This window comes from Frigoribacterium sp. CFBP 13712 (assembly GCF_014842255.1).
Classification (GTDB): domain Bacteria; phylum Actinomycetota; class Actinomycetes; order Actinomycetales; family Microbacteriaceae; genus Frigoribacterium.
In genome coordinates, this window is the sequence record NZ_JACYVH010000001.1 from 94,428 (window position 1) to 118,924 (window position 24,497).

25 protein-coding genes are annotated in these 24,497 nt (G+C 70.6%); 2 read left to right on the forward strand and 23 right to left on the reverse strand.

Going from position 1 to position 24,497, the window contains the following annotated elements; genetic code table 11:
• Window positions 1-9: 9 nt before the first annotated feature.
• Window positions 10-486: an NUDIX domain-containing protein gene (locus tag IFT51_RS00425; RefSeq protein ID WP_192058028.1), complete on the forward strand. Its 477-nt coding sequence runs from the start codon at window positions 10-12 to the stop codon at window positions 484-486.
• Between the two features lie 105 nt (window positions 487-591).
• Here the strand turns inward: IFT51_RS00425 and IFT51_RS00430 are convergent, their stop codons facing one another.
• The 9 genes from IFT51_RS00430 to IFT51_RS00470 all read right to left on the reverse strand — a co-directional run bounded on the left by IFT51_RS00430 (window position 592) and on the right by IFT51_RS00470 (window position 8,507).
• Window positions 592-2,223, reverse strand: a complete 1,632-nt coding sequence (locus IFT51_RS00430) for a stealth conserved region 3 domain-containing protein (RefSeq protein ID WP_192058030.1) — start codon at window positions 2,221-2,223, stop codon at window positions 592-594.
• A gap of 115 nt (window positions 2,224-2,338) precedes the next feature.
• Complete coding sequence (locus tag IFT51_RS00435) at window positions 2,339-2,704, reverse strand: DUF6804 family protein (RefSeq protein ID WP_371740627.1); 366 nt, start codon at window positions 2,702-2,704, stop codon at window positions 2,339-2,341.
• Between the two features lie 75 nt (window positions 2,705-2,779).
• Window positions 2,780-3,364: a GDSL-type esterase/lipase family protein gene (locus IFT51_RS00440; protein WP_192058033.1), complete on the reverse strand. Its 585-nt coding sequence runs from the start codon at window positions 3,362-3,364 to the stop codon at window positions 2,780-2,782.
• A 78-nt stretch (window positions 3,365-3,442) separates the two neighbouring features.
• Window positions 3,443-5,011, reverse strand: a complete 1,569-nt coding sequence (locus IFT51_RS00445; RefSeq protein ID WP_371740666.1) for an SDR family oxidoreductase — start codon at window positions 5,009-5,011, stop codon at window positions 3,443-3,445.
• Window positions 5,012-5,219: 208 nt separating this feature from the next.
• Complete coding sequence (locus tag IFT51_RS00450) at window positions 5,220-6,164, reverse strand: bifunctional riboflavin kinase/FAD synthetase (RefSeq protein ID WP_192058037.1); 945 nt, start codon at window positions 6,162-6,164, stop codon at window positions 5,220-5,222.
• Window positions 6,164-6,577: a hypothetical protein gene (locus IFT51_RS00455; RefSeq protein ID WP_192058039.1), complete on the reverse strand. Its 414-nt coding sequence runs from the start codon at window positions 6,575-6,577 to the stop codon at window positions 6,164-6,166. The genes IFT51_RS00450 and IFT51_RS00455 overlap by 1 nt, the downstream gene beginning before the upstream one ends.
• Before the next feature lie 58 nt (window positions 6,578-6,635).
• Window positions 6,636-7,004, reverse strand: coding sequence for a hypothetical protein (locus IFT51_RS00460; RefSeq protein WP_192058041.1), 369 nt, complete (start codon window positions 7,002-7,004; stop codon window positions 6,636-6,638).
• Window positions 7,001-7,903 carry a tRNA pseudouridine(55) synthase TruB gene (gene truB / locus IFT51_RS00465; protein WP_192059191.1) on the reverse strand — a complete coding sequence of 301 codons (903 nt, stop codon included), beginning with the start codon at window positions 7,901-7,903 and terminating at the stop codon, window positions 7,001-7,003. Before truB ends, IFT51_RS00460 begins: the two co-directional genes overlap by 4 nt.
• 43 nt (window positions 7,904-7,946) lie before the next feature.
• The gene (locus IFT51_RS00470; RefSeq protein WP_192058043.1) at window positions 7,947-8,507 is read right to left on the reverse strand and encodes a hypothetical protein; all 561 of its coding nucleotides are present in this window, start codon (window positions 8,505-8,507) and stop codon (window positions 7,947-7,949) included.
• Window positions 8,508-8,578: 71 nt separating this feature from the next.
• Here IFT51_RS00470 and IFT51_RS00475 point away from each other — a divergent pair, with 71 nt between their 5' ends.
• Entirely contained in the window at window positions 8,579-9,448 is an 870-nt protein-coding gene (locus IFT51_RS00475) for an A/G-specific adenine glycosylase (RefSeq protein ID WP_192058046.1), read from the forward strand.
• On the opposite strand, the gene rbfA is transcribed toward IFT51_RS00475, so the two are convergent.
• The 14 genes from rbfA to IFT51_RS00545 form a co-directional block, all read right to left on the reverse strand.
• The gene (rbfA, locus tag IFT51_RS00480) at window positions 9,445-9,963 is read right to left on the reverse strand and encodes a 30S ribosome-binding factor RbfA (RefSeq protein WP_192058048.1); all 519 of its coding nucleotides are present in this window, start codon (window positions 9,961-9,963) and stop codon (window positions 9,445-9,447) included. The two genes, IFT51_RS00475 and rbfA, sit on opposite strands and share 4 nt — an antisense overlap.
• A gap of 101 nt (window positions 9,964-10,064) precedes the next feature.
• Window positions 10,065-12,866: a translation initiation factor IF-2 gene (gene infB / locus IFT51_RS00485; protein WP_192058051.1), complete on the reverse strand. Its 2,802-nt coding sequence runs from the start codon at window positions 12,864-12,866 to the stop codon at window positions 10,065-10,067.
• A 75-nt stretch (window positions 12,867-12,941) separates the two neighbouring features.
• On the reverse strand, window positions 12,942-13,244 hold the full coding sequence (locus tag IFT51_RS00490; RefSeq protein WP_192058053.1) for a YlxR family protein: 303 nt from the start codon (window positions 13,242-13,244) through the stop codon (window positions 12,942-12,944).
• Window positions 13,245-13,354: 110 nt separating this feature from the next.
• Window positions 13,355-14,344 (reverse strand): transcription termination factor NusA, encoded by a 990-nt coding sequence (gene nusA, locus IFT51_RS00495; protein WP_192058055.1) that lies wholly within the window; start codon window positions 14,342-14,344, stop codon window positions 13,355-13,357.
• A gap of 156 nt (window positions 14,345-14,500) precedes the next feature.
• Window positions 14,501-16,264: a proline--tRNA ligase gene (locus IFT51_RS00500; protein WP_192058057.1), complete on the reverse strand. Its 1,764-nt coding sequence runs from the start codon at window positions 16,262-16,264 to the stop codon at window positions 14,501-14,503.
• A 44-nt stretch (window positions 16,265-16,308) separates the two neighbouring features.
• On the reverse strand, window positions 16,309-17,133 hold the full coding sequence (locus tag IFT51_RS00505; RefSeq protein WP_192058059.1) for a hypothetical protein: 825 nt from the start codon (window positions 17,131-17,133) through the stop codon (window positions 16,309-16,311).
• Window positions 17,130-18,194 (reverse strand): VWA domain-containing protein, encoded by a 1,065-nt coding sequence (locus IFT51_RS00510; protein WP_371740628.1) that lies wholly within the window; start codon window positions 18,192-18,194, stop codon window positions 17,130-17,132. Before IFT51_RS00510 ends, IFT51_RS00505 begins: the two co-directional genes overlap by 4 nt.
• Window positions 18,191-19,192, reverse strand: a complete 1,002-nt coding sequence (locus IFT51_RS00515; RefSeq protein WP_192058062.1) for a VWA domain-containing protein — start codon at window positions 19,190-19,192, stop codon at window positions 18,191-18,193. Before IFT51_RS00515 ends, IFT51_RS00510 begins: the two co-directional genes overlap by 4 nt.
• Window positions 19,183-19,665: a hypothetical protein gene (locus IFT51_RS00520; protein WP_192058064.1), complete on the reverse strand. Its 483-nt coding sequence runs from the start codon at window positions 19,663-19,665 to the stop codon at window positions 19,183-19,185. Before IFT51_RS00520 ends, IFT51_RS00515 begins: the two co-directional genes overlap by 10 nt.
• Entirely contained in the window at window positions 19,652-20,539 is an 888-nt protein-coding gene (locus IFT51_RS00525; RefSeq protein ID WP_192058066.1) for a DUF58 domain-containing protein, read from the reverse strand. The genes IFT51_RS00520 and IFT51_RS00525 overlap by 14 nt, the downstream gene beginning before the upstream one ends.
• A gap of 5 nt (window positions 20,540-20,544) precedes the next feature.
• Window positions 20,545-21,576 (reverse strand): MoxR family ATPase, encoded by a 1,032-nt coding sequence (locus tag IFT51_RS00530; protein WP_192058068.1) that lies wholly within the window; start codon window positions 21,574-21,576, stop codon window positions 20,545-20,547.
• Window positions 21,577-21,667: 91 nt separating this feature from the next.
• Window positions 21,668-22,327, reverse strand: a complete 660-nt coding sequence (locus IFT51_RS00535) for a methionine ABC transporter permease (RefSeq protein ID WP_192058070.1) — start codon at window positions 22,325-22,327, stop codon at window positions 21,668-21,670.
• A 1-nt stretch (window position 22,328) separates the two neighbouring features.
• A complete protein-coding gene (locus IFT51_RS00540; protein ID WP_192058072.1) occupies window positions 22,329-23,366 on the reverse strand; it encodes a methionine ABC transporter ATP-binding protein in 1,038 nt (345 codons plus the stop codon).
• Between the two features lie 79 nt (window positions 23,367-23,445).
• Window positions 23,446-24,369 carry a MetQ/NlpA family ABC transporter substrate-binding protein gene (locus IFT51_RS00545; RefSeq protein WP_192058073.1) on the reverse strand — a complete coding sequence of 308 codons (924 nt, stop codon included), beginning with the start codon at window positions 24,367-24,369 and terminating at the stop codon, window positions 23,446-23,448.
• Window positions 24,370-24,497: the final 128 nt, after the last annotated feature.

The window sequence follows — 24,497 nt, forward strand, 5'->3', positions numbered from 1 at the left end:
GGTTCTCCCATGTCGACGCCCGATTTCGTCCTGTCCCTCCGAGAGAAGATCGGCACCGAACGGCTGTGGCTCTCGGGGGTGACGGCGGTCGTCGTCCGCGGCGACGACATCCTGCTCGTCCGTCGTGCCGACACGGGCGCCTGGACGCCGGTCACGGGCATCATCGATCCAGGTGAGCACCCCGCCGACGCGGCCGTCCGAGAGACCCTCGAGGAGGCCGGCGTCGTGGCCGTGCCCGAGCGTCTGGCCGCCATCGGCGTGACCGACGAGATCGTCTACGGCAACGGCGACCGAGCCCAGTACATCGACCATACGTTCGTCATGAGCCACCGAGCGGGCGAACCCCACCCGGCCGACGGCGAGAACACCGAGGCGCGCTGGTTCTCGACGACGGCGCTTCCCCCGATGAGCACCGAGATGACCCGGCGCATCGAGGCCGCGCTGTCCGACGAGGTCGCCGCGCGCTTCGGCACGACGCCCTCCTGACCCGAGCCACCCGAGACGCGCAGGGCGCTCGAGCGACCCGCGACCCCCGTGGGAGCCGAGGAGGCGCGGCAGACCCCCGCAGACCCAGCAGACCCGCCGGGACGTTCAGCCCTCGAGGCTGCCCTGCACTCCGCCTGCGCGCAGCGAACGACGATCCTGTTCGGCGCTCTCGCGAGCGACGCGATCCATCTCGGCCTGCTCCCACGGGGCGGCGAACGGGTAGTAGCGCTCGAGGAAGTCCGTCACCGTCGCGGTGCGCTCTTCGTCGCTGACCTCGGGGAAACTGCCGTCGTTGAGGCAGAAGAAGTCGTCGGACCGCTTCTTGAGGAGGTCGGACAACGAGGCGAGGCCCGAGACCATCGTCGTGTCGATGTAGCTGACGCGCGCGTTCTCCTGGACGATCGCCCGCCCGGTCATCAGCGAGTAGTAGTGGTACAGCGAGTTGGTGACGGAGATGTTCTCCTTCGCCCGGAAGGGACTCGCGGCCGTCGCGGCGAACTCGGCCGCGAACTCGTGCTCGAGCTCGTACATCACGCTGCGTCGGAGGGGCGCGGCCGTGTGCTCGAGGTGCCGGGTGGTGACGCGTCCGAAACGCTGCTGGAGCAGACGACGATTGACCCGGGCGGCGTTCTCGAAGCCGCTGCGCTCGGGGTTGTTCAGCCCGAGGCCGATGCGGGTGTCGGCCTCGATGAACTTCGTCACCGACCCCGGTGAGAAGAACATCGACGGCGCGACCGGGCGACCGAAGAACATGTCGTCGTTCGAGTACAGGAAGTGCTCGCTGAGACCCTCGATGTGGTGCAGCTGCGATTCGACGGCCTGAGAGTTGTGGGTCGGCAGATACGACAGGTCGGAGAAGAACTCCTCGCTGCGCACGACGCGCACCCGCGGGTGGTCGCCGAGCCACTCGGGGACAGGCGAATCGGTGGCGATGTAGATGGTGCGAACCCAGGGGGCGAACATGTAGACCGAACGGAGCGCGTACTTCAGCTCGTCGATCTGGCGGAACCGAGCCGGGGCGTCGTCTCCCTCGCCCACGACGTGCCGCTTGGCCTGAGCTGCACGGGCCCGCTGGTACTCGACGGAGTTCCCGTCGACCCAGGAGAAGATCAGGTCGATCTCGAACGTGATGTCCGTCGCGTGGTCGTCGAACATGTGCGCCAGGGTGGGCCACTCGAGCCCGAAGCGCTCGACGGTGCCTTCGACGGCCTCGTCGCGCGGGAGGGCGGTGCGCATCAGGGCGTTCTCGGTCGGGGCGAGGATCTCGTCGTCCGTGACGATCCAGAACTCGACCTGCACGGCCGTGCCCGCACCGTAGCGCAGACGGCCGATGGGCTCGACCCTCGGCCGGTAGATCTTGAAGATGCGTTCGGCCTCGACGTCGAGACCGCCCTCGACGACCAGCACCGCCCGCGATTTGCCGGCCTTCGCGTAGAACGGCTCGCTCGCGGACGCCTCGACCATCGCCGTGACGAAGGCCTCACGGTGCACGATGTCGATCGCGATCACCGGACGGATGTCGTTGCCTCGCACGAGGAGGTAGGGCACGTCCGCCTCGTCGAGGACCCGACGGAGGTACAGCAGGTCTTCGATCATCGACTGCTGCGGCGTCAGATGGCCGTTCAGCAGTGTGAACTGCCCCTTGCGGAGCACGATGTCGTCGCGATCGAGACCACCGGATCGGGGACGAGGGGTCAGGAGCGGACTCTCCGTCGTACCGGTGATCTCGGTGACCATTCAGACTCAACCTTCCGTGCGGGCCTCGGGTAGGCCGCTGCACCCTGGGGGAACATTTGATTTTAGCGGTAGCTCGCGCACTCCGCTCGGTGGACCGCCGCGGGAGGGCCTGCCGTCAGCGACGAGTGGCGGCCCGGCCGGTCGTGCCGGCCTCGTCGGTCGGCACCTTGACGACGACGCCGACCGCGATGAACACCCCCGCGGCGACGAACTGCAGCGCCGCCCAGGGCTGACCGGTGATCGGGATCACGACGACCGGATTCCAGATGACGGCGACGGCCGCGAGGAGGGGCGTCGCCCACCAGGTCCGGCCGCGGACGGCGAAGACCAGCATGATCAACGCCAGGATCGACACGACGTAGCGGAAGCCGATGAACAGCCCCGAGTCGAGCAGCACGACCCCGACGACGAGCGCCAACGCCCCCAGCAGGCCGGGGGCCAGGGCGGGGCGGGTATATGCGGGTGCGGTGGGCGTGGGCACGGAAGACCTCTCGATGGACCGCAGACGGCCTGCGGGCGTACCGACCGAGCCTATCGGGCGCCCCCGTGCCGGAACTCAGTCGATGTCGTACGGGATGTTCAGCACGCTGAGCGGCCGACTCATAGGCGGTTCGTCGCGCAGACGCTCGAGACCCGGTCGCAGCTCGTCGAGCCAGGCCTCGTACCCCTCAGGGGTCAGCCGCCCGTTCTCGGTCGTGAATTCGGGCCTGATCGCCTCGCCCGCGTCGTCGGCGAGAGCCGGCCAGAGATCGAGGTACTGCGCCCTCACCGTGGACGAGAACTGACGGAGGTGCCGGTTGGCGTCGCGGATGCGCGGCGCGAGCTCGGCCCCGCGAGGCAGGATGGACTGCAGCAGCAGTCGACTGCCCGGCAGCTCCCGCCGGAGGGTCACGAGCAGACTCTCGACCCCGCGCACGACCTGCTCGACGGACCGCCGGGCGGTGAAGTCGTTCGTGCCGATGAGGAGGACCACCGAGTCGGGTTGCGCCGCCACGATCTGATCGACCCTCTCGGCCAGTGTGGCCGTGGTGTCGCCGTCGACACCGAGGTTCACGACGTCGTCTCCGGGGAACCAGGTGCCCCAGTCTCCGGCCCGGGTGACGTCGTCTCCGACGAACACCACTTTCTCATCGTTCGACATGTCCGACCTCTCTGTACAAAGCACTGTCGGCCCATGGTGTCAGCAACCGCTGGGAAGCGACAAGGAGGCGCGGCGCACTCACGCGACGCCGGTCGCGTCGGCCGGCCCCGCAGCCGATGCCGGGACGGACGACGCAGCGGTCGCCGAGGTCGTCGCCCCGGCAGGAGCCACGGACCGCTCGGCGGCGTCCCTCTCGGCCGTGGCGGTGATGCGCTTGAGCATGCCCGAGAAGATCACCCCGTGGAACGGCAGGATGGCGAACCAGTACAGGCGCCCGCCCAGCCCCTGCGGGAAGAACACCGCACGCTGGCGGTAATGCGAACCGCCCCCGTCGACGGGAGTGACGGTCATGTCGAGCCACGCGCCTCCCGGGACCTTCATCTCGGCGCGCAGGCGCAGCAGCGTGCCGTGCTCGAGCTTCTCGACCCGCCACCAGTCGAGCGCGTCGCCGACGCGGAGGGTCGTCTGGCTGCGACGGCCTCGCCGGAGGCCCACCCCGCCCACGAGGCGGTCCATCCAACCCCGTGCGGCCCACGCGAGCGGGAACGAGTACCAGCCGTTCTCGCCGCCGATGCTCTCGACGACGCGCCAGAGCTCGGCCGGCGGCGCGGACGTCTCGGTCTCGCGATCGTCGGTGTAGACCGTGTGGCCCGACCAGTCGGGGTCGCTCGGCAGCAGATCGCTCGGGGCCCCCGAGACGCTGCTGTCCTGCCAGCTCGTCTCGACGTCGCCGTCCTTCTCGCGCTGCAGGGCCAGACGGACGGCCACCCGGTAACGCAGCAGACCGGCCGACGGCGGCGCGATGTAGCGGTCGATGTCGCGCTCGTGGACGACGCAGTCGTACTGCAGGGATGCGATGATCGGCACGGCCAGCGCACGCGGCACCGGGGTGACGAGGTTGACCCACTGCGAGGCGAGCCACGGTGTGAACACGGGCAGAGACGCGATGGGGCGCTGCTTCAGCCCCGCTTCGAGCGCGTAGCCGTTCATCATCTGGCCGTAGCGCAGGACGTCCGGCCCGCCGATGTCGAAGGTCCGGTTGACGTCGGACGGAACGTCGGCCGCACCGAGCAGATAGTGCAGCACGTCGCGGACCGCGATCGGCTGGATGCGGTTGCGGACCCACTTGGGCGCGGGCATGTACGGGAGCACGTCGGTGAGGTGGCGGATCATCTCGAACGAGGCCGAGCCCGACCCGATCACGACGCCGGCCTGGAGCGCGACGGTCGGCACGCCGCTCGCGAGCAGGATGTCGCCGACGTCCTTCCGCGACTGGAGATGCTTCGACAGCTCGCCGTCGGGGTGCAGACCACCGAGGTAGACGATGCGCCCCACCCCGGCCGCCGCCGCCGCGTCGGCGACCGCATGAGCGGCCTGCGACTCGGCCTGCCCGAAGTCGCCCTTGCCGCCCATGGCGTGCGCGAGGTAGTAGACGACGTCGACGCCCGCCATCGCGGGTGCGACCGAGTCGGGGTCGGTGAGGTCGCCCTGGAGGATCTCGACATGTCGGGCCCAGGGGACGTCGACGAGCTTCTCGGGCGAGCGGACGAGGACGCGGACGTCCGCCCCGGCCTCGACGAGTCGCGGCGCGAGGCGACCGCCGATGTAGCCAGTCGCCCCGGTGACCAGCACGCGTCGTCGCGCCACGGCGCCGTCCACGTCGGTCGGGTCGTCGGACGGGGGGACGTCGGAGGCTCGATTCTCTGGCACGGCCCCACCGTACGCCGCACCCCCGACAGCGAGCATCGACCGGCTTCGGACGATCGGGCCGACGCGGCCGGCGGAGCTGACGCGGGCGTCGCGGCCGACGGAGCCGATCCGACGCCGGCGTGGCGCGCAGACGCGCCACCGCCGATCAGGCCGGGGCGGGGACCCCGAGGATCTCGCGCGTCCGTCTCACGTCGGCGGCGATGTGCTCGATGAGGGCGTCGAGTCCGTCGAACCGGACGTTGCCGCGCACCCAGTCGACGAAGTGGACCGTCGCCTCTCGACCGTAGAGGTCGAGGGTCACGTCGAGCAGGTGCGCCTCGACCTGCTTGGCGGGGACGCCGTCGAAGGTGGGGTTGTTGCCGACCGACACGGCCGCGGGGTAGGTGACCCCGTCGATCACGACCCGGGCGGCGTAGACCCCGTCGGCGGGGACGAACCCCTCGCTGAACGGTGCGAGATTCGCCGTCGGGAACCCCAGCTCGCGGCCGCGCTGCTCGCCGTGCACGACGACGCCGCGGACTGCCGGCTCGCGCCCGAGCAGATGACCGGCCTCGCGCACGCGCCCCGAGTCGAGCAGCTCGCGGATCCAGGTCGAGGAGGCGCGGCGCCCGCCCGCAGGACGCACGTCGTCGATCGACACGACCCTGAAGCCCCGCGACCCGGCCAGCTCACGGAGCGTCGCGACGGAGCCGCTCCCCCGGACGCCGAACCGGAAGTCGTCGCCGACGAAGACCACCCGGGCGTGCAGGGCGCCCACGAGGATCCGGTCGACGAACTCGGTCGGCGTGAGCGCCCTGAGCTCGTCGTCGAACGGCAGCATCAGGGTCGCCGCCACCCCGGCCGCGTCGAGCAGCTCGCGTTTCTGGCGGTTGCTGACCAGAGCCGTCGGGACCCGGTCGGGCTGGAGGACGGCGAGGGGGTGGCGGTCGAAGGTCACGACGGTGGACGTCAGCCCCTCGGCGGCCGCGACCTCCTCGAGCAGGTCGATGACCGCTCGATGACCCACGTGCACGCCGTCGAACTTGCCGATGGTCACCGCGCTCGGTCCGAACCCCTCGGGGACGTCGGCCGCCGATCCGTAGAACTCCATCAGCGGGAGCCGCCGCGGGGTCTCGTGCGAGCCAGCCAGATCATGCCCAGCACGGGGAGGACGAGCGGGATGAAGCCGTACCCGCGACCGAAGAACGACCAGACGGTGTCGTCGGGGAAGAGCTCGGGGTCGAGGGTGGTCAGCAGGCCGACGATCAGCACGCCGGCGAGCTCGAAGGCGATCGTGGCCCACGCGACCGCGTACGAGGTCCGGCCGCGGGTGATCAGCGACACGGTGGCGACGATGTAGACGACGGCCGCGAGGGCGCTCAGCGTGTAGGCGAGCGGGGCCTCGGAGAACTGCTCGAGGATCTGGAAGACCGAACGCCCGGTCGCTGCTAGGGCGAGCACGGCGTAGACGACGATCAGCACACGTCCGACACCGACCGCGCGCGTTGACTTCTGAGTGTCCATCACGACCAAGGATATGACTCGGGGTCGCCGTTCGACGACCGGGGAGGGTGGAGGGAGATCATGCCGTCTGCACCGTCCAGATCTGGAGCATCCGGTAGACCATGACCGCGACGGCGAAGACCGCGGCGGCCAGGACGACGTTGCTCCAGCGGGAACGGTCGACCAGCGCCCACACGACGGCCAACGGCGGCAGCAGGATGGCGGAGATCAGATAGATGTAGAACTCGACCACGTTGCCGGTCGGATCGTTGCCGGCGAAGGGAGCGACGATCGCCACCACCAGCTGCACGAGGAGCAGCACCAGGACGAGCGCGGTCGCCCCGACGGTGATGTCGTTCGGCAGACGCCCCGAGAAGCCCGCGACGAGGCAGACGATGCCCGCCACGCAGGCCACGACGACCTGCACCCAGGTGAACCACTCGATCACAGGACGACCTCGTCGCTCGGGAAGTTGACGATGGGTCTCGCACGCCCGCCGCTCACCGAGACGAGCCCGGCGAGAGCGCCGTGAGGCGTGAGGGCCGCGATCGGCCCGTCGGCGTCGTCGAGTGCGAGGGCCACGCGCTTGCCGTGGCCCAGGTCGGTCGCCTCGTCGGCGGTCATGCGCCACACCGGGAACAGCGTCTCGGCGACGTCCGCCGGCGCGAGCAGGGCGGGTGCGACGTCGATGCCCTCGAGGACGGAGGCGCGGGTCACGTCGAACGGCCCCACGCGAGTCCGGCGCAACGCCGTCAGATGCCCGCCGACGCCGAGTGCCGCGCCGAGATCTCGGGCCAGCGCCCGGACGTACGTCCCCGACGAGCACGACACCCGCACGTCGAGGTCGCGGACGATCAGACCGTCGACCACGGTCTCTCGCCGGTCGAGGACGGTGAACTCGGAGATCGTCACGTCGCGAGCCTTCAGCTCGACCTCGACGCCCTCGCGGGCGAGGTCGTAGGCGCGGCGACCGTCGACCTTGATGGCGCTGACCGTGGTCGGCACCTGGCTGATCGGACCCGTGAGGGCTGCGACGCCCTCGTCGATCGCGGCATCGGTGACCGACGCGGCGGAGGCACGGCCGATCACGTCGCCCTCGCTGTCGTCGGTGGTGGTCGAGACGCCGAGGCGGATGGTCGCGTCGTAGCCCTTGTCGAGACCGACGAGGAACGTCAGGAGCCGGGTCGACGAATTGAGACCGACGACGAGCAGACCGGTGGCCAGGGGGTCGAGCGTGCCGGCGTGGCCCACCTTGCGGGTTCCCGCTGCGCGTCGTACCCGGGCGACGACGTCGTGGCTGGTGATGCCCTGCGGCTTGTCGACGAGGAGGATGCCGCTGTTCACCAGACGACGTTATCGCAGGTCGAGGCGGCCCCGTGCCGCACCGCGCTCAGCATGCGTCGTCGAATCGTCGACGCGGATGCTCCGGATCGTCGTTGCCGACGACGGCGGAGGCCGTGGCACGACCCGCCGTGCGGGCGTCGCCCACCGACACCCACACCCGGTAGTGCCAGATGCCCGACAACCCGGGGCGGCTCATGTCGGTGCCGTCGACCACCAGGACGGCGTCGGCCGGACCCGTCACCCAGGTGGGCTCGAGCGCGCGATCCGCCTCGGCGTCGAAGGCCGCCTCGACCCAGCCCGTGCTGCCACCGAGGAGGAACGGCTCGACGAGCACTCGACGCAGGACGCTCTCGTCGAGCTCGGGTTCGGCGTCGCGCGGCGCCGACGCCGGTCGTCGGGAGAAGGCACGGAGGGAGGCGCGGAAGGCCGTCTGACCGGACTCGCGGATCGCCTCGGCGAGGTCGTCGGCGAAGGGGCCCACCCCCGGGGCACCGGCGGTGTCGCCGTCGACGGCGACGACGACCCGGCCGCGGCCGTAGTTGTGCACGATCTCGGCCGCGAGCTCGCGGAGGGTGTCTTTCTTGGCCGGGGCCCATCTGGTCGTCATGCGTCCACGCTACGCCGCACCTCCGACAACGAGCGGGGACCGCCGTGCGCCGACGCACGTAGGCTCGTCCGGTGAGCATCTCCCCCGCCGTCGCCGCGTGGTTCCGAGTCGAAGGTCGCGATCTTCCGTGGCGCCGCCCCGGGTTCACCGCCTGGGGCACTCTCGTCAGCGAGATCATGCTGCAGCAGACGCCCGTGGCCCGGGTCGTGCCGCGCCTCGAGCTGTGGCTCGAGCGCTGGCCGACGCCTCGCGATCTCGCCGCGTCGCCCGCGTCGGAGGCGGTCCGCGCGTGGGATCGACTCGGCTACCCCCGCCGGGCGCTGGCCCTCCACGCCGCGGCCATCGCCATCGTGGAGCGCCACGACGGCGTCGTCCCCGAAGACGTCCCCTCCCTGCTCGCGCTGCCGGGAGTCGGCGACTACACGGCGCGTGCCGTCGCCGTGTTCGCCTTCGGACACCGCCATCCGGTGGTCGACACGAACGTCAGGAGGGTCCTCGCCCGTGCCGTCGAGGGACTCGCCGAACCGTGGGCCCCGAAGGCCGGTCGCGACCTCCCCCTCATGGAGGCGCAGCTGCCCGAGGACGCCGAGGAGGCGCGGGTCGTCAGCGCAGGAGTCATGGAGCTGGGTGCGCTGGTCTGCACGGCGCGCTCGCCCCGGTGCGACGTGTGCCCCCTGATCGACCGGTGCGCGTGGGTGCTGGCCGGACGTCCGGAGCATGTCGGCCCGCGCCTCCGGGGCCAGGCGAGGTTCGAGGGCTCGGACCGTCAGGTCCGGGGCCTCATCATGGCCGAGCTGCGCGCCAGCGACGTACCCGTGTCGCAGACGGAGCTCGACGCCGTCTGGGCGGACGCGGCGCAACGCGAACGCGCCCTCGCCGGGTTGATCCGTGACGGACTCGCCACGGGGTCGTCCGACGAGGGCTACGTCCTCGCCGACTAGCGGTTCGGGGCGTCGGACTCGTCGGGGTCGCCCGAGGTCGGCGTGACGGCCGCCTCCTCGTCGTCCGCGTCGATGTCGTCCTCGTCGTCGTCGAGATCGCGGGGCTTCACGTACGGGTCGGCGTCACCGGCGAACTCCGCGGACGAGGCCATCGTCTGGCTCTCGTGATCACGCTGTCGCGCCTCCTGCAGGAGACGGTCGATCGAGGCCGCGTTCTCGGGCAGGGCGTCGAGGATGAACTCGAGGCTCGGTGTCAGCCGCGCCGTGATGTTCTTGCCGACCTCGCTGCGGAGCATGCCGGTCGCCGACTTGAGTGCGGCACCGGTGTCGCGACGTTCTTCGTCGGTGCCGTAGACCGTGTAGAAGATCGAGGCGTGCTGCAGGTCGCCGGTCACCTTGACGTCGGTGATCGTGACGAATCCGAGGCGGGGGTCTCTGATGCCGCGTTCGAGACGTCGGGCGACGATCTCCTGGATGCGGTCGGCCATCTTGCGGGCGCGTTGCGCGTCGACCATTGTGAGCTCCTTCGTGCTGTTCGCCGTCGTGGCGAGAGGGGTGAGGCCCCGCCCCGACCGTAGTCGGAGCGGGGCCTCGTGTGCTGCGATGACGCCGGGGGTCAGACCCGCGGCTTCTCGACCATCTCGATGGTCTCGATCTCGTCGCCGATCTGGATGTCGTTGAACTTGCCGAGACCGATACCGGCCTCGAAGTCCGTACGGACCTCGGTGACGTCGTCCTTGAAGCGACGGAGCGAGTCGATCGCCAGGTTGTCGCCGACGACGACGCCCTCGCGGATGACCCGGGCCCGGGCGTTCCTGGTGATCGTTCCGGAGCGGACGATGACACCGGCGATGTTGCCGACCTTCGACGAGCGGAAGATCTCGCGGATCTCGGCGACACCGGACTGCTTCTCTTCGAACTCGGGCTTGAGCATGCCCTTGAGCGAGTTCTCGATGTCTTCGAGCGCCGCGTAGATGACCGAGTAGAAGCGGACGTCGACACCCTCGCGAGCAGCGCGCTCGCGAGCCTTCGTGTCGGGTCGCACGTTGAACCCGATGATGACCGCGTTGTCGACGGTCGCCAGGTTGACGTCGCTCTCGGTGACCGCACCCACACCGCGGTGGATGATGCGCAGCTGCACGCTGTCGTCCACCTCGATCTTGAGCAACGACTCCTCGAGCGCCTCGACGGCACCCGACACGTCGCCCTTGATGATGATGTTGAGCGCTTCGACCTTGCCCTCTTCGAGTGCGCGGGTGAAGTCCTCCAGCGAGATGCGCTTGCGGGCCTTGGCCAGCGAGGCGTTGCGCTCGACGGCTTCGCGCTTCTCGGCGATCTGGCGGGCCGTGCGGTCCTCCTCGGTGACGAGGAAGGTGTCACCGGCTCGCGGGACGCTCGACAGACCCTGCACCAGCACGGGGCGGCTGGGGTAGGCCTCGAGGACGGCCTCGCCGTTCTCGTCCATCATCGCTCGGACGCGGCCGTAGGCCGTGCCGGCGACGATGGCGTCTCCGACGCGCAGCGTGCCCGACTGGATGAGCACCGTCGCGACGGCACCGCGTCCCTTGTCGAGACGGGCCTCGATCGCGACACCACGAGCGTCCTTGTCGGGGTTCGCCCGCAGGTCGAGACCGGCGTCCGCCGTGAGGAGGACGGCCTCGAGCAGCGCGTCGATGTTCTTGTTGTCGCGCGCCGACACGTCGACGAACATGACGTCTCCGCCGTACTCCTCGGCGACGAGGCCGTATTCGGTGAGCTGCTGACGCACCTTGGCCGGGTTCGCACCCTCTTTGTCGATCTTGTTGACCGCGACCACGATCGGCACGTTGGCCGCCTGGGCGTGGTTCAGCGCCTCGACCGTCTGCGGCATGATGCCGTCGTCGGCCGCGACCACGAGGATCGCGATGTCGGTGACCTGCGCACCACGGGCACGCATGGCGGTGAACGCCTCGTGACCGGGTGTGTCGATGAAGGTGATGGCGCGCTCGACGCCCTCGTGCGGTGCCCAGACCTGGTACGCGCCGATGTGCTGGGTGATGCCACCGGCTTCGCCGGCGACCACGTTCGCATTGCGGATCGCATCGAGGAGTCGCGTCTTACCGTGGTCGACGTGACCCATGACCGTGACGACGGGAGGACGGATCTGCAGGACGGACTCGTCCTCGTCCTCGAGCTCCTGCTCGAGGTCGATGTCGAAGCCCTCGAGGAGCTCCTTGTCTTCGTCTTCGGGCGAGACGACCTGGATGTTGTAGCCGAGCTCTTCGCCGAGGACCTGGAAGGTCGCCTCGTCGAGGGACTCGGTCGCCGTCGCCATCTCACCGAGGTGGAAGAGAACGGTCACCAGGTTGCCGGGGCTCGCGTCGATCTTGTCGGCGAAGTCGCTGATCGAGGCGCCGCGACGGAGACGGACGATCGTGCTGCCGTCGCCACGGGGGACGCTGACGCCACCCAGCGACGGAGCCGAGCGCATCTCGAACTCGGCCCTCTTCGTCCGCTTCGACTTGCGGGCCTTGCTCTTGCCGCCACCGCGACCGAAGGCACCGGCCGTGCCGCCACCGGGGCCACGACCGCGACCGCCGCCGCCACCGGCGGGACGGGGCGGGCCGAAGCCGGGGCGGAATCCGCCTGCAGCGCCGGGAGCGCCGCCACCGGGACGCTGGAACCCGCCACCGGCACCGCCGGGACGGGCACCCGCACCGGCGGGACGCTGGCCGAAGCCGTTGGGACGGGGGCTGGCACCGACGCCGGGGCGGGGTGCACCGGGACGAGGGGCGCCGGGACGCGGAGCCATCGGGCGCGGGCCCGCTGCGCCACCGGGACGCGGCATGCTGCTGGCCGCACCGGAGCCTGCGGGACGGGGGGCGCTCGGCCGACCCATGCCCTGGTTGCTCGCGAACGGGTTGTTGCCGGGACGGGGTGCGCCCGGGCGCGGTCCGCCGGGCTTGGGGCCGGCGGCACCGGGCGTGGCGGTGTCGGCGGCGGGTGCGGCCGTGTCGTCTTTCGCCGCAGCGGCTGCGGCGCGCTGCGCCTCGGCCTGAGCCTGGCGCTCGGCGACGGTCAGCGGGGCCACGGGCGCCGGAGCAGCCTCGACGTCGGGCTCGGCGACCGGGGCGGCAGCCGGTTCGGGCTCGGCCACCGGGGGCTTGGGGGCAGCGGGGCGGGGACCGCCGGGCTTGGGTGCCGACGAGGCCGGAGCCTTGGGGGCCGCCGGTGCAGCGGGTGCGGCCGAGGATGCAGCCGGCGTGGCGGCGGGCTTGGCGGCGCCGGCGAACGCCTGACGCAGCTTGCGAGCCACGGGGGGCTCGACGCTGGAGGACGGGCCCTTGACGAACTCGCCCATCTCCTTGAGCTTCTCTAGTGCGGTCTTGCTGTCGATCCCCAGCTCGCTGGCGATCTCGTGTACGCGTGGTTTAGCCACAGTTCTCCTGTCTCGGGCTCCTCCCGAGACGGGAAGAGCCTTCAGTTCTGGACGGGTCTCATTTCGAGCCGCTCATTAGTTGTCCATGTGCCGTTCAGCCTGTTCTGTCGTGGCTACTGGTCGTGCAGCGGTGATCCGCGTGAAATAGGCGCGGAGCTCGTCGATGTCGGGTTCGGAGTCGAGGCGGAGTGCACGGCGGAAGGCCCTGCGCTTCGCTGCCGACTCGAACGCGTCGATCGACGGCGTCAACCACGCACCCCGCCCGGGGAGCGACGCGGTCGGGTCGACCACGAGGCGTCCGTTTCGGGCGACGACCCTCACGAGTGAGGATCGCGGAGCGCGCGCTCGAGTACCGATGCACGTTCTGACGGGATCCACCTTACCCCCTCGGGTCGTCGGATACGAGACGCACGGTCTCGGCGATTCAGTCGTCGGCGAGGATGCTGTCGGGCTGGACGGCTCATCCGTGTGACCGGATCGCCATCCGCTCAGTCGTCTTCGAGGATGCTGTCGGGCTGGATGTCGATCCGCGCGCCCGTCAGCTTCGCGGCGAGGCGGGCGTTCTGGCCCTCCTTGCCGATGGCGAGCGAGAGCTGGTAGTCGGGCACGAGCGCGCGGACGGCCTTCGTCGCCTTGTCGATGACGAACGCCGACGACACCTTGGCCGGCGACAGGGCGCTGGCCACGAAGACGGGCAGGTCGCTCGAGTAGTCGACGATGTCGATCTTCTCGTCGTTCAGCTCGGTCTGCACGGCACGGACGCGCGCGCCCATCTCGCCGATGCAGGCGCCCTTGGCGTTGACGCCGGCCTCGGTGGCGCGCACGGCGATCTTGGTGCGGTGACCGGCCTCGCGCGCCAGCGACACGATCTCGACGACGCCGCTCGCGATCTCCGGCACCTCGAGCGAGAACAGCTTGCGGACGAGCGACGGGTGCGTGCGCGAGACCGTGATCTGCGGCCCCTTCGTGCCCTTGCTCACACCCGTCACGTAGACGCGGATGCGCGACCCGTGCACGTACTTCTCGCCCGGCACCTGCTCTTCGGGCGGCAGGATCGCCTCGATGGTGCCGAGGTCGACGTGCACCATGCGGGGGTTCGGCCCCTGCTGGATGACGCCGGCGACGATGTCGCCCTCACGGCCCTTGAACTGGCCGAGCACCTTGTCGTCGCCGATGTCGCGGAGACGCTGGTTGATCACCTGCTTGGCGGCGAACGCGGCGATGCGACCGAAGTCGCTCGGGCTGTCGACGGACTCGCCGACGACCTCGCCCTCCTCGTCGCGCTCGATGGCGAAGACGGACACGTGGCCGGTCTTCCGGTCTAGTTCGACGCGAGCAGCCGGAACGCGGCTCTCGGGCTGGTCCGTGTGCTTCAGGTAGGCCGTGAGGATGGCCTGCTCGATGATGCCCACGAGCTCGTCGAAGGGAATTTCACGCTCGCGCTCCATGAGGCGCAGCACACTCAGGTCGATGTCCACTGAGGGCCTCCACTATTCAGATCTGCAGGCTGCACGCGCGGTGGCGCACACAGCATCCCCCTACGGTACCCGAGTGAGGGGCGACCGCGGGACGGCCGGCCCGGTCGACCCCCGCCTCCTGGGCTCGGAGCCGAGGAGGCGCGGGTCGACCGCCGCTCAGACGGTGCGGGGAGCCGAGAGGGTCGCGACCGCCTCGGCCACGGGCACGGGGGTCCGCTCACCGGTGCGGCGATCCCAGAGCTCGACGATCCCCTCGCCGGCGGAGCGTCCGACGACGACGATCTGCGGGACGCCCAGCAGCTCGGCGTCGCCGAACTTGACCCCGGGCGAGACCTTGGGGCGGTCGTCGTAGAGGACGTCGAGTCGATGCGCCTCGAGATCGGCAGTGAGCTTCTCGGCGACCTCGAACACGACCGGGTCCTTACCGGTCGCGACGACGTGGACGTCGAAGGGCGCCACGTTCGCGGGCCAGACGAGCCCCTTCTCGTCGTTGTTCGACTCGGCGATGACGGCCAGGATGCGGGTCACGCCGATGCCGTACGAGCCCATCGTCACCGTGGCCTGCTTGCCGTTCTCGTCGAGCACCTTGAGCCCCAGCGCCTCGGCGTACTTGCGACCCAGCTGGAAGACGTGGCCGATCTCCATGCCGCGCGCCGTCTCGATGGGACCGGAGCCGTCGGGGGCGGGGTCGCCCTCGCGCACCTGGGCGGCCTCGATGACGGCGTCGGGGGTGAAGTCGCGACCGGCGACCAGACCGGAGACGTGGACGCCCTGGCGGTTCGCCCCGGTGACCCAGGCGGAGCCCTCGACGACGCGGGGGTCGACGACGTAGCGGATGCCCGAGTCCGACTCGAGTCCGAGCACCTGCGGGCCGAGGTAGCCCTTGACGAGCACGGGGTTCTTCGTGAAGTCGGCGTCGCCCGCCGCGTCGACCTCGGCCGGTGCGAACGCCACCTCGAGTCGCTTCATGTCGACGTCGCGGTCGCCGGGCAGCCCGACGACGACGAGCTCGCGCGAGCCGTCGAGGTGACTGAGCGCCACGACGACGTTCTTGAGCGTGTCGCCCGCCGTCCAGTCGCGGCCGTCGGCCCGGGGGTGGCTCTCGTTGAGCTGGTCGACGAGCGACGCGATCGTCGGCGTGTCGGCGGGCTCGAGCTCGTGCGCCTCGGGCAGACCCTCGAGGGCGATCGACTCGGGCACGACGGTCGTGAAGGCCTCGACGTTGGCCGCGTACCCGCCCGCGGAGCGCACGAACGTGTCTTCGCCGACGGCCGTCGGGTGCAGGAACTCCTCGCTGCGCGAGCCCCCCATCGCCCCGGCGTCGGCCTTGACGATCACGTACTCGAGACCGAGTCGCGTGAAGATGCGCTCGTAGGCGTCGCGCTGGGCCTGGTAGCTGGCGTCGAGACCGGCGTCGGACACGTCGAACGAGTAGGCGTCCTTCATGGTGAACTCGCGACCGCGCAGCAGACCGGCCCGCGGACGGGCCTCGTCGCGGTACTTGTCCTGGATCTGGAAGAGCGTCAGGGGCAGGTCTTTGTACGACGAGTAGAGGTCTTTGACCAGCAGCGTGAAGGCCTCTTCATGCGTCGGCGCGAGCAGGTAGTCGCCCCCCTTGCGGTCTTTCAGGCGGAACAGCGCATCGCCGTACTCGACCCAGCGGCCGGTGACCTCATAGGGCTCGCGCGGCAGCAGAGCGGGGAAGTGCACCTCCTGAGCGCCGGCGGCGGTCATCTCGTCGCGGATGACGGCCTCTATCTTGGCCTTGACCCGGAGACCGAGCGGCAGCCAGGCGAACACGCCCGGGGCCTGGCGTCGGATGTAGCCGGCGCGGACGAGGAGCCGGTGGCTCGTCACCTCGGCATCGGAGGGATCTTCACGGAGGGTGCGGACGAAGAGCTGGGAGAGGCGTGTGGACACCGTTCCAGTTTAGGGGCGCACCCGGCGGCGGCGACGGTCGGGGCTCACCAGGGTCGCCCGTCGTACTCCCCCGGGTTCTGCTCGTAGTACCGCTGACGGTCGTTCTCCTGCTGCTGGTCGCGCTGGCTCTGCTCGCCCTGCTCGCGCAAGCGGTCGAGGGGGTCGGCGGACCCGCTGCCGCCTCCGTCCCCCTCGTCGGCGTCACCGCCCTCGGGCTCCCCCTCGTCGCCCTGCTGCGGGTCGCCGCCCTGCTGCTCGCGCTGCGCCTCCTGCTCCTTCTCGCCGAGACGGCCGTCGGCCTCCTCGAGCGGTTCGGACGTGTCGGGCGCTCCCTGCTGCTCTGGGGGCTGGAAGCAGCCCTCGGGAGCCTCGTCGATGGCCTTCGCCCCTTCGAGGAACAGCGCCTCGGCGTCGTCGTACCGGAGTTCGAGCAGCGCCGCGTCGCCCTGCGCCTCGATGGTGAGCACGAGGTCGGTGCGGATGACGCACGAGATGGTCGGGTCGTCGGGTGCCAGCTCGAGCGCGGTGCCGAACTCGCGCCGGGCGACGTCGAGCACGCCGATCTGCGCGTAGCCGGTGCCCCGGTCGAAGTGGTGCACCCAGGGCTCGACGAGGTTCGCCACGCCGAGCGGCTCGCTCAGCGTCGTGCTGCGCTCGTAAGCGCGGTCGTCGTAAGCCCACTGCGTCAGCCCCGCGAAGACGGGCATGCTGAGCAGCTTCAGCGCGACGAGCAGGACCACGAGCACCACAGGCAGCGACCAGCCGAGCAGTCGTCGTCGGAGTCTCCGTCGATAGGCGGTGATCCCGGCGTCGTCGAGCGTCGAGGGGCCGCGGTCGTCGACGGGCGGCGGCCCGAGCAGGGCCGTCATGATCTCGACCTCGTCGACGGGACCGGAGCCGGGGAGGCGCGGGTCGGCTCGTCCCGCCGCCCCCCGCGGATCTCGCCGAGCGCGCGCAGCACGAGCGCGATGTCGACGAGCACCAGCAGGAAGAGGGGCACCGCGGCGATCCAGTACAGCTCGGTGACGTTCTCGGCGCGGGCGTCGGTCGAGGTGACCCGCCCGTCGCGCGCGTCGGCCACGGCGGAGTCGACCGGGGTGGCGGCGTCACGGTGCACGTACGGGACGCCGAGCTGCGTCGCGATGGCGCCCAGCGCCTCCTCGTCGATGCGGGACACCGCGTCGGGCGAACCGGCCCGCGTGCCGTCGACGATGTACTCGTCGGCCGAGTAGTCGTCGCCGTAGCCGTCGAAGACCTTCATCCGCCCGCCCTCGTCGGTGCCGTAGCCGAAGACCGCTCCGCCGTCGACGTCGCCGGCGGCCTCGTCGAACGACTCGGGTTCGGCGTCGGCGGTCTGCTCGCCGTCGCCCAGGTAGTAGACCACGTTGGCGCGTCCGGGGTCGGTCTCGCGTGCCTCGGCCAGACGCTCGGCCAGGAGGTCGTTCGCCTCGCTGATCGAGCTGCCGGTCGAGTAGTACGTGATCTCGCGGTTCATGACCTCCACGGCCGTCACGACGGCCGCCGCGTCGTCCGTGAGCGGGGTCCGCAGCACGGCGGTGCTGTCGAACGAGATGAGCGAGAACCGGGCGCCAGCCAGCTGCTCGGCGATGGCCGTCACGTCGGCGCGCACGCCGTCGAGTCTCGGCTCGCCGTCGCCCCAGTCTTCGGCGGCGATGCTCGACGTGGTGTCGACGACGAAGAAGACGTTGAGGTCGGCGGACGACGCCTGCGCCGACCCGCCGGGCAGCCCCGGCCGCGCCGCGATCACTACGAGCAGACCGACGACGACCAGGCGGCGCGCCCAGGCGGCTGCGAGCCGACGACCGCGCCGCTCGGCCACGACACGCCAGACCGCGAACCCGCCGAGGAGGACCCCGGCGACGGCCAGCAGCCACGTGGGGAGAACGGGGTCGAAGACGATCGACGTCACAGCCGCACCCGCCAGAGGAGCACCAGGGCGGCCAGCGCCGCCACGAGACCGGCGATCGCGAGACCGACGGGGTCGTCGGTGACCACGAGGCGCCGGGCGCCGGTGAACAGGCCGGCCTCGCGCGCGTCGATCTGCTCGACGATGCTCGCGACGCTCGTGTCGTCGTCGAGGGCGTAGTAGGCGCCGTCGGTCGCCTCGACGGTCGTCTTGAGCTCGGTCGCGACCTCATCGGCGACGGCGTCGGTCGAGTAGTCGGCCGGGTTGAGGGCGTAGACGCGGACGTCGCGGTCGGTCGCGAGCTCGCCGGCCTCGGGCAGGGTGACGAGCGCCTCGCCGTTGACGTAGTTGTCGGTCGCGAGGATGACCGAGCGGGGTCTGGTGCTCTCGCCGTCGTCGTCGAAGCCGAGCACGCACGAGGCCAGACCGTCGCCGATCAGACTGGCCCCCTCGCCGAGGTCGGTGCCCGACCAGTACCGCGTGCCCTCTTCTCCGACGGTGTCGAACGACTGGCGGTAGAGCTCGAGCTGGGTGCGGACGAAGTCGTAGTCGTCGGTCAGCGGGAAGGCCGTCACCGACGAGCTGTCGAACAGCGAGAGTCCGATCCGCTCGCCGTCGAGCCCCTCCGCCAGCCGACCGAAGGTCTCGACGATCTGCGAGTCGACCTCGGTCATCGACCCCGAGACGTCGAGGCAGAGCACGATGTCCCGCTTGAACGACGGGGGCTCGACGACGTCGACGCTGGAGACGCGCGACGCGAGCAGCGCCGCGACCCCGCCGAGCCCGACGAGGGCCACCAGGGTCGCGATCAGCACCAGCCGGTAGCGGGCGACGAGACGGCGGTAGACGGGGAGGCGCGTGAGGCGTTCGCCGTGCGCCACGGGTGTGCCGAGGCGCCGCAGCCGATCGCGGTCGCCGCGCCGACGGCGGACCACCAGCACGGCCGCGACCGCCACGACGACCAGCAGCACCGGCGGCATCCACCAGAAGATCAGCCCCACGTCCGCACGACCTCTCGGGCGGTCTCGAGGGCCCGGGCCGGGTCCCCCGGGTGCAGGCGCTGGAAGGCCGGCGGGTAGAACTGCTCGACGGCGCCGGTCAGCCGTGGCAGCTCCGTCTCGCGGAGGTCGGCCAGGGTCATCACGTGCGTGTCGACGCCGTCGGTCTCGTGCACGAAGAACCGGAGCAGCAGACTCAACCGCGAATGGACGGCCCGTTCGTCGAGCTGACCCCGCTCGGACGCCATCGCCACGTCGTCGATCAACCCGAGGTAGCGGGCTCGCAGCGACGGGAGATCGACCGCGGGTCGACCCCGGAGGGCGAGCCGTGCCTCCGGAGGGAGCCGCCGGGCCGTGAAGCGCACGACGAACACGTACCAGCCGGCGATCAGTGCCAGCAGCAGCACGCCCACGATGGCGTAGAGCAGCCAGCCCTGGTACTGGTACGGGCCGAAGAAGCCGTTATCGTCGAGCACGGCGGTGCTTCTCGATCAGGGTGAACAGGGCCGCGACGACCTCGGCACGGCTCCCGACGCGTTCGCTGCTGATGCCGAGCGCGCGGAGCCCGCGCTCGGTCTCGTCGTGCAGGGTCTCGTCGGCACGGTCGAACTCGACCCGCAGCTCGCGGTTCTCGCGGAGGTAGGCCGGGAGACCGGCCATCTCGTGGACGTCGAACACCTCGGACGCGCGACCGCCCCGGGTCATCAGGTCGGCGTCGCCGACCGTCAGCCAGACGATCTCATGCTGCGCCCGGAGACGTCGGAGCAGCCGGGAGAGCCGGTCGTCGAGGGGGACGTCGTCGGTGACGATCAGCAGCATCGACCTCCGGCGAATGCCGCGCGCGACCCAGTCGAGCACCCCGACGAGATCGCTGCGCGCCGAGTCGAGCGACACGCGCCGGTCGATCTGCCTCAGCAGCATCTCGAGGTGCGCCTCGGTGCCGCCCGACGGGAAGGCGCGGGTGCCCGACTCGTCGCCGGCGACGAGCGAGACCGTGTCGCCGTGCGAGGCGGCGATGTAGCCGAGGGCGCCGGCCGCCATGACGGCGATGTCGCGCTTCGTCTCGCCGCCGGCCGCGGTCGCCGCCATGTTGCGCCCGGTGTCGACGACGAGCACGAGATGCTGCCGGCGACTCGCGATGTACCGCTTGACCAGCGGCTCGCCGTGCCGCGCCGTGGCCTTCCAGTCGATGTCTTTGACGTCGTCGCCGGCCACGTAGGCGCGGAGATCGTCGAAGTCGTGGCTGCGACCGTGATGGATCGACGCGTACCCGCCCTCGAGCAGATCGAGCGATCGACGGTGCGCGCGGAGGGACATGGTGGTCCGCACCCGGAGCAGCAGGCTGGGCACGGTCGTCAGGGGGTCTGGACGGCGGCGAAGACCGCGTCGATGATCGTCTCGGGCGCGATCTCGTCGGCGGCGGCCTCGTAGCCGAGGATGACGCGGTGCCGCAGCACCCCGTGGCGGAGGTGCTTGACGTCTTCGGGGATGACGTAGTCGCGGCCGTGCAGCAGGGCCAGCGCCCTCGCGGCCTGCGTGAACGCGATGCTGCCGCGGGGGCTCGCCCCGAACTCGATGTAGTCGGCGAGGCTGCCCGGCAGGTACTGCTGCGGGTGGCGGGTCACGTAGACGAGCTGGACGATGTAGTTGACGATCGAGGGGTCGACGTAGACCCGTTTCGCCAGCCCCTGCAGGAACACGACGTCGTCGAGGGAGACCCCGGATCGCGGCTCGGGTGTCGCCTCGTCGTAGACGCCCGCCTCGATGCGACGGATGATCTCGGCCTCTTCGGCCGGTGACGGGTAGTCGAGCACCTCTTTGAGGAGGAACCGGTCGAGCTGGGCCTCGGGCAGCTGGTACGTGCCCTCCTGCTCGATGGGGTTCTGGGTGGCCAGCACCAGGAACGGATGCGGCAGCCGGTGCACGACGCCGCCGATGCTCGTCTGCCGCTCTTGCATGGCCTCGAGCATGGCGCTCTGGGTCTTGGCGCTCGAGCGGTTGATCTCGTCGAGGAGGACGAAGTTCGAGTGGACGGGCCCCAGGCGCGTGACGAAGGTGGACTGCTGGGCGTCGTAGATCTGCGTGCCCGTGATGTCGCTGGGCAGCAGATCGGGTGTGCACTGGATACGCGTGAAGCTCGCGGCGACGGACTGCGCCAGGGTCTGCGCGGCGGTCGTCTTGGCGAGACCCGGGACGCTCTCGAGCAGCACATGCCCGCCCGTGAGCAGGGCGATGAGCAAGGTGTCGCGGAGCGACGTCTGCCCGACGACCTTGCGGGAGAACGCCTTCGAGACGGCCCCCACGACGTCCCGGGCCCGCTCGAGCTCGGCCGGAGCGATCGGACCCCGGGCGGGAGCAGGAGGCGGGGGCGTCGTCGTGTCCGTCACCCGCCCACTGTAAACCAGGCCGCCGACATGCCCGCCGGGTGGATCACCGGTCGCGGACGACCGCCACGGGACGCCTCCGACACCCGCCGGGTCAGCGGCGCAGCGCCTTGCGGGCGAGGGTGTTCCCGAGGAACTGCACCAGCTGCACGAGCACGATGATCAGGAGGACGGCCGCCCAGGTGACCACCGGGTCGAACTGGCGGTAGCCGTAGAGCAGGGCGAAGGCTCCGAGTCCGCCGCCGCCGACGTAGCCCGCGACCGCGGACATGTCGACCAGCGCGACGAAGATGAACGTGTAGCCGAGCACCAGCGGCCCGAGCGCCTCGGGCAGGATGATGCTCCGGATGATGCGGAACGGTCCGGCTCCGGCGGCCCGGGCGGCCTCGATCACACCGGGCTGCACCGTCAGCAGGTTCTGCTCGACGATGCGGGAGATCGCGAACGACGCCGCGAGCGACAGGGTGAAGATGATCGCCGCGTTGCCGACCCCGCTGCCGACGGCCACCCGGGCCAGCGGCTGCGCGGCGGCCAGGAAGATGATGAACGGGATGGGACGGAAGACGTTGACCACCACGTTGAGCACGCCGAAGACGACCCGGTTCGCGAACAGCGCTCCCCCGCGCGTCAGATAGAGGGCGAGACCCAGCACGAGTCCGCCGATGCCGCCGAAGAGCAGGGTCAGCGCGACGATGTAGACGGTCTCGTAGGCGGCCTGCCAGAGCAGGGGCTGGAGTTCGATCAGGGAGTCCATGTCAGCGTCCTTCCGGGGTCGCGAGCTCGGTCGCGGCCGGTCCGAGGTCGGCGAGGGCGTCGTCGACCGACGAGGGCGCCCCCGACAGGGCGAGCGTCAGCGTGCCGAACGTGCGACCGGCGATCTCGTCGATGCCGCCGTAGACGATCTCGAACGCGACGGAGTGCCGCGCGAGCACGCCGAAGACGTGCCCCTGGTCGACCCCGCCCTCGGAGACCCGCACGGTCACGAGTCGACCGGGGTGCCGGGCGCGCAGCGCCGAGAGCTCGTCTCCGGCGGGGGCGCCCGCCACCACCGTCGACACGAACCGCCTCGTCGACGTCTCGCGCGGCGACGAGAACACGTCGAAGGTCTCGCCGATCTCGACGACGCGGCCCCGGTCCATGACCGCGACCCGATCGGCGATCGACTTGATGACGTCCATCTCGTGGGTGATCACCACGATGGTGATGCCGAGCTCGGCGTTGACGCGTCGCAGCAGCCCCAGCACCTCCTGGGTGGTCTCGGGGTCGAGGGCGCTGGTCGCCTCGTCGGCGAGCAGGATGCCCGGCGACGTCGCCAGTGCCCGGGCGATGCCGACGCGCTGCTTCTGCCCGCCCGAGAGCTGATCGGGGCGGGCGTGTGCCTTGTCGGCCAGCCCGACGAAGTGCAGCAGATCGCTGATCCGCCGCTGGTGCTCGGCCTTCGGCACGCCCGCCGCCTTCAACGGGAACTCGACGTTGCCCCAGACCGTCTTCGACGAGAAGAGGTTGAACTGCTGGAAGATCATGCCGATGCCGGCCCGCTTCACCCGGAGCTGCCGCTCGGACAGACCGGTGATCGGCGACCCGTCGATCTCGATCCGCCCGCTCGTGGTGGGCTCCAGGGCGTTGATCAGTCGCACGAGCGTGCTCTTGCCCGCCCCCGAGTACCCGATGATGCCGAAGATCTCGCCGTCGGCGATCTCGAGACTGACGCCGTCGACCGCCGTCAGCGGAGCCGCGCCCTTCTCTCGGGGCGGATACGTCTTGACGACGTCGGTCAGGGTGATGGCGGGCATGGGTCTCCTCGTCACGGGGGGAACGGAGCCGACCCGCGCACCGGAACGGCACACGGGTCGGACGGGGTCGAGGGCGGCGTCAGCCGTTCTGCTCGACGAGCTCTCGCGTGTCGTCGAGCGACGACCGGAGGTCGGCGACCGGCACCTTGACGGTCACGGCGGTGCCGCCCGAGTTCTCGACGACGCCGTCGGTGACCGACTGGGTGTCCTGATAGATCTCGACGAGCTTCTTGTAGGTCTCGTCGTCCTCGTCGGCCTCACGGGCGGCGAAGACGTTGACGTAGGGCAGCGCTGCCGGGTCGTTGGGGTCGTCCTGCGCGATGACGTCCTCCGACGAGAGACCGGCCTTCGTGGCGTACTCGTTGTTGATGATCGCCCCGTCGAAGTCCGGGAGCGACGTGGCGGCCAGGTCGGCGGCGACCGGCGTGACCTGGACGGTCGAGGCCTCGGTGTCGATGTCGTTGATGCCCGAGAAGGCGTCGCCGCCGCCCTTCAGCTCGATCAGGCCGTTCGACTGGAGCACGAGCAGCGACCGCGCCAGGTTGCTGGCGTCGTCCGGGACGGCGATGGTGTCGCCCTTCTGGAAGTCGCTGACGTCGGTGTACTGCTCGGAGTACAGCGGCAGCGGGTAGATGGCCGTCGAGCCGATCGGCACGAGGTCCGCATCGGCCGCGACGTCGTACTGCGCCAGGTACACGATGTGCTGGAACTGGTTGAGGTCGACCTCGCCCTCGGTCAGCGCGGGGTTCGGCTGCTCGTAGCTGCCGAAGTCGACGAGCTCGACGTCGATGCCCTCGTCGGCGGCCGCGTCGACGAACGTCTGCCAGTACGGGTCGCTCTTGCCGACGACGCCGATGCGCACGGTCTCGTCGCCCGATCCGCCCCGCGAGACGGCGAAGCCGATGCCGACGGCGGCCAGCACGAGCACGACGACGACGATGATCGCGATGAGGCGGCCCGGGCCCTTCTTCGGGGCGTCGATCAGGGGGGTGGCGTCGGTCATGGGGATCCTCTCGATGGCACAGGGAAGCCCCGAGGCCGGCTGCTGTGCGGACCGTCGAGGCACATCCATGATGACGCACCACGACCGCACCCGCCCACGCGGGGGTCACACGGCGACACATGCGACGG

Excerpts from the sequence above, each read along its gene's own strand:
- IFT51_RS00425 (WP_192058028.1), top strand. The coding sequence starts at position 10 with ATGTCGACGCCCGATTTCGTCCTGTCCCTCCGAGAGAAGATCGGCACC.
- IFT51_RS00430 (WP_192058030.1), bottom strand. The coding sequence starts at position 2,223 with ATGGTCACCGAGATCACCGGTACGACGGAGAGTCCGCTCCTGACCCCT.
- IFT51_RS00440 (WP_192058033.1), bottom strand. The coding sequence starts at position 3,364 with ATGTCGAACGATGAGAAAGTGGTGTTCGTCGGAGACGACGTCACCCGG.
- IFT51_RS00450 (WP_192058037.1), bottom strand. The coding sequence starts at position 6,164 with ATGGAGTTCTACGGATCGGCGGCCGACGTCCCCGAGGGGTTCGGACCG.
- IFT51_RS00455 (WP_192058039.1), bottom strand. The coding sequence starts at position 6,577 with ATGGACACTCAGAAGTCAACGCGCGCGGTCGGTGTCGGACGTGTGCTG.
- IFT51_RS00470 (WP_192058043.1), bottom strand. The coding sequence starts at position 8,507 with ATGACGACCAGATGGGCCCCGGCCAAGAAAGACACCCTCCGCGAGCTC.
- rbfA (WP_192058048.1), bottom strand. The coding sequence starts at position 9,963 with ATGGTCGACGCGCAACGCGCCCGCAAGATGGCCGACCGCATCCAGGAG.
- IFT51_RS00505 (WP_192058059.1), bottom strand. The coding sequence starts at position 17,133 with ATGACGGCCCTGCTCGGGCCGCCGCCCGTCGACGACCGCGGCCCCTCG.
- IFT51_RS00535 (WP_192058070.1), bottom strand. The coding sequence starts at position 22,327 with ATGGACTCCCTGATCGAACTCCAGCCCCTGCTCTGGCAGGCCGCCTAC.
- IFT51_RS00540 (WP_192058072.1), bottom strand. The coding sequence starts at position 23,366 with ATGCCCGCCATCACCCTGACCGACGTCGTCAAGACGTATCCGCCCCGA.
- IFT51_RS00545 (WP_192058073.1), bottom strand. The coding sequence starts at position 24,369 with ATGACCGACGCCACCCCCCTGATCGACGCCCCGAAGAAGGGCCCGGGC.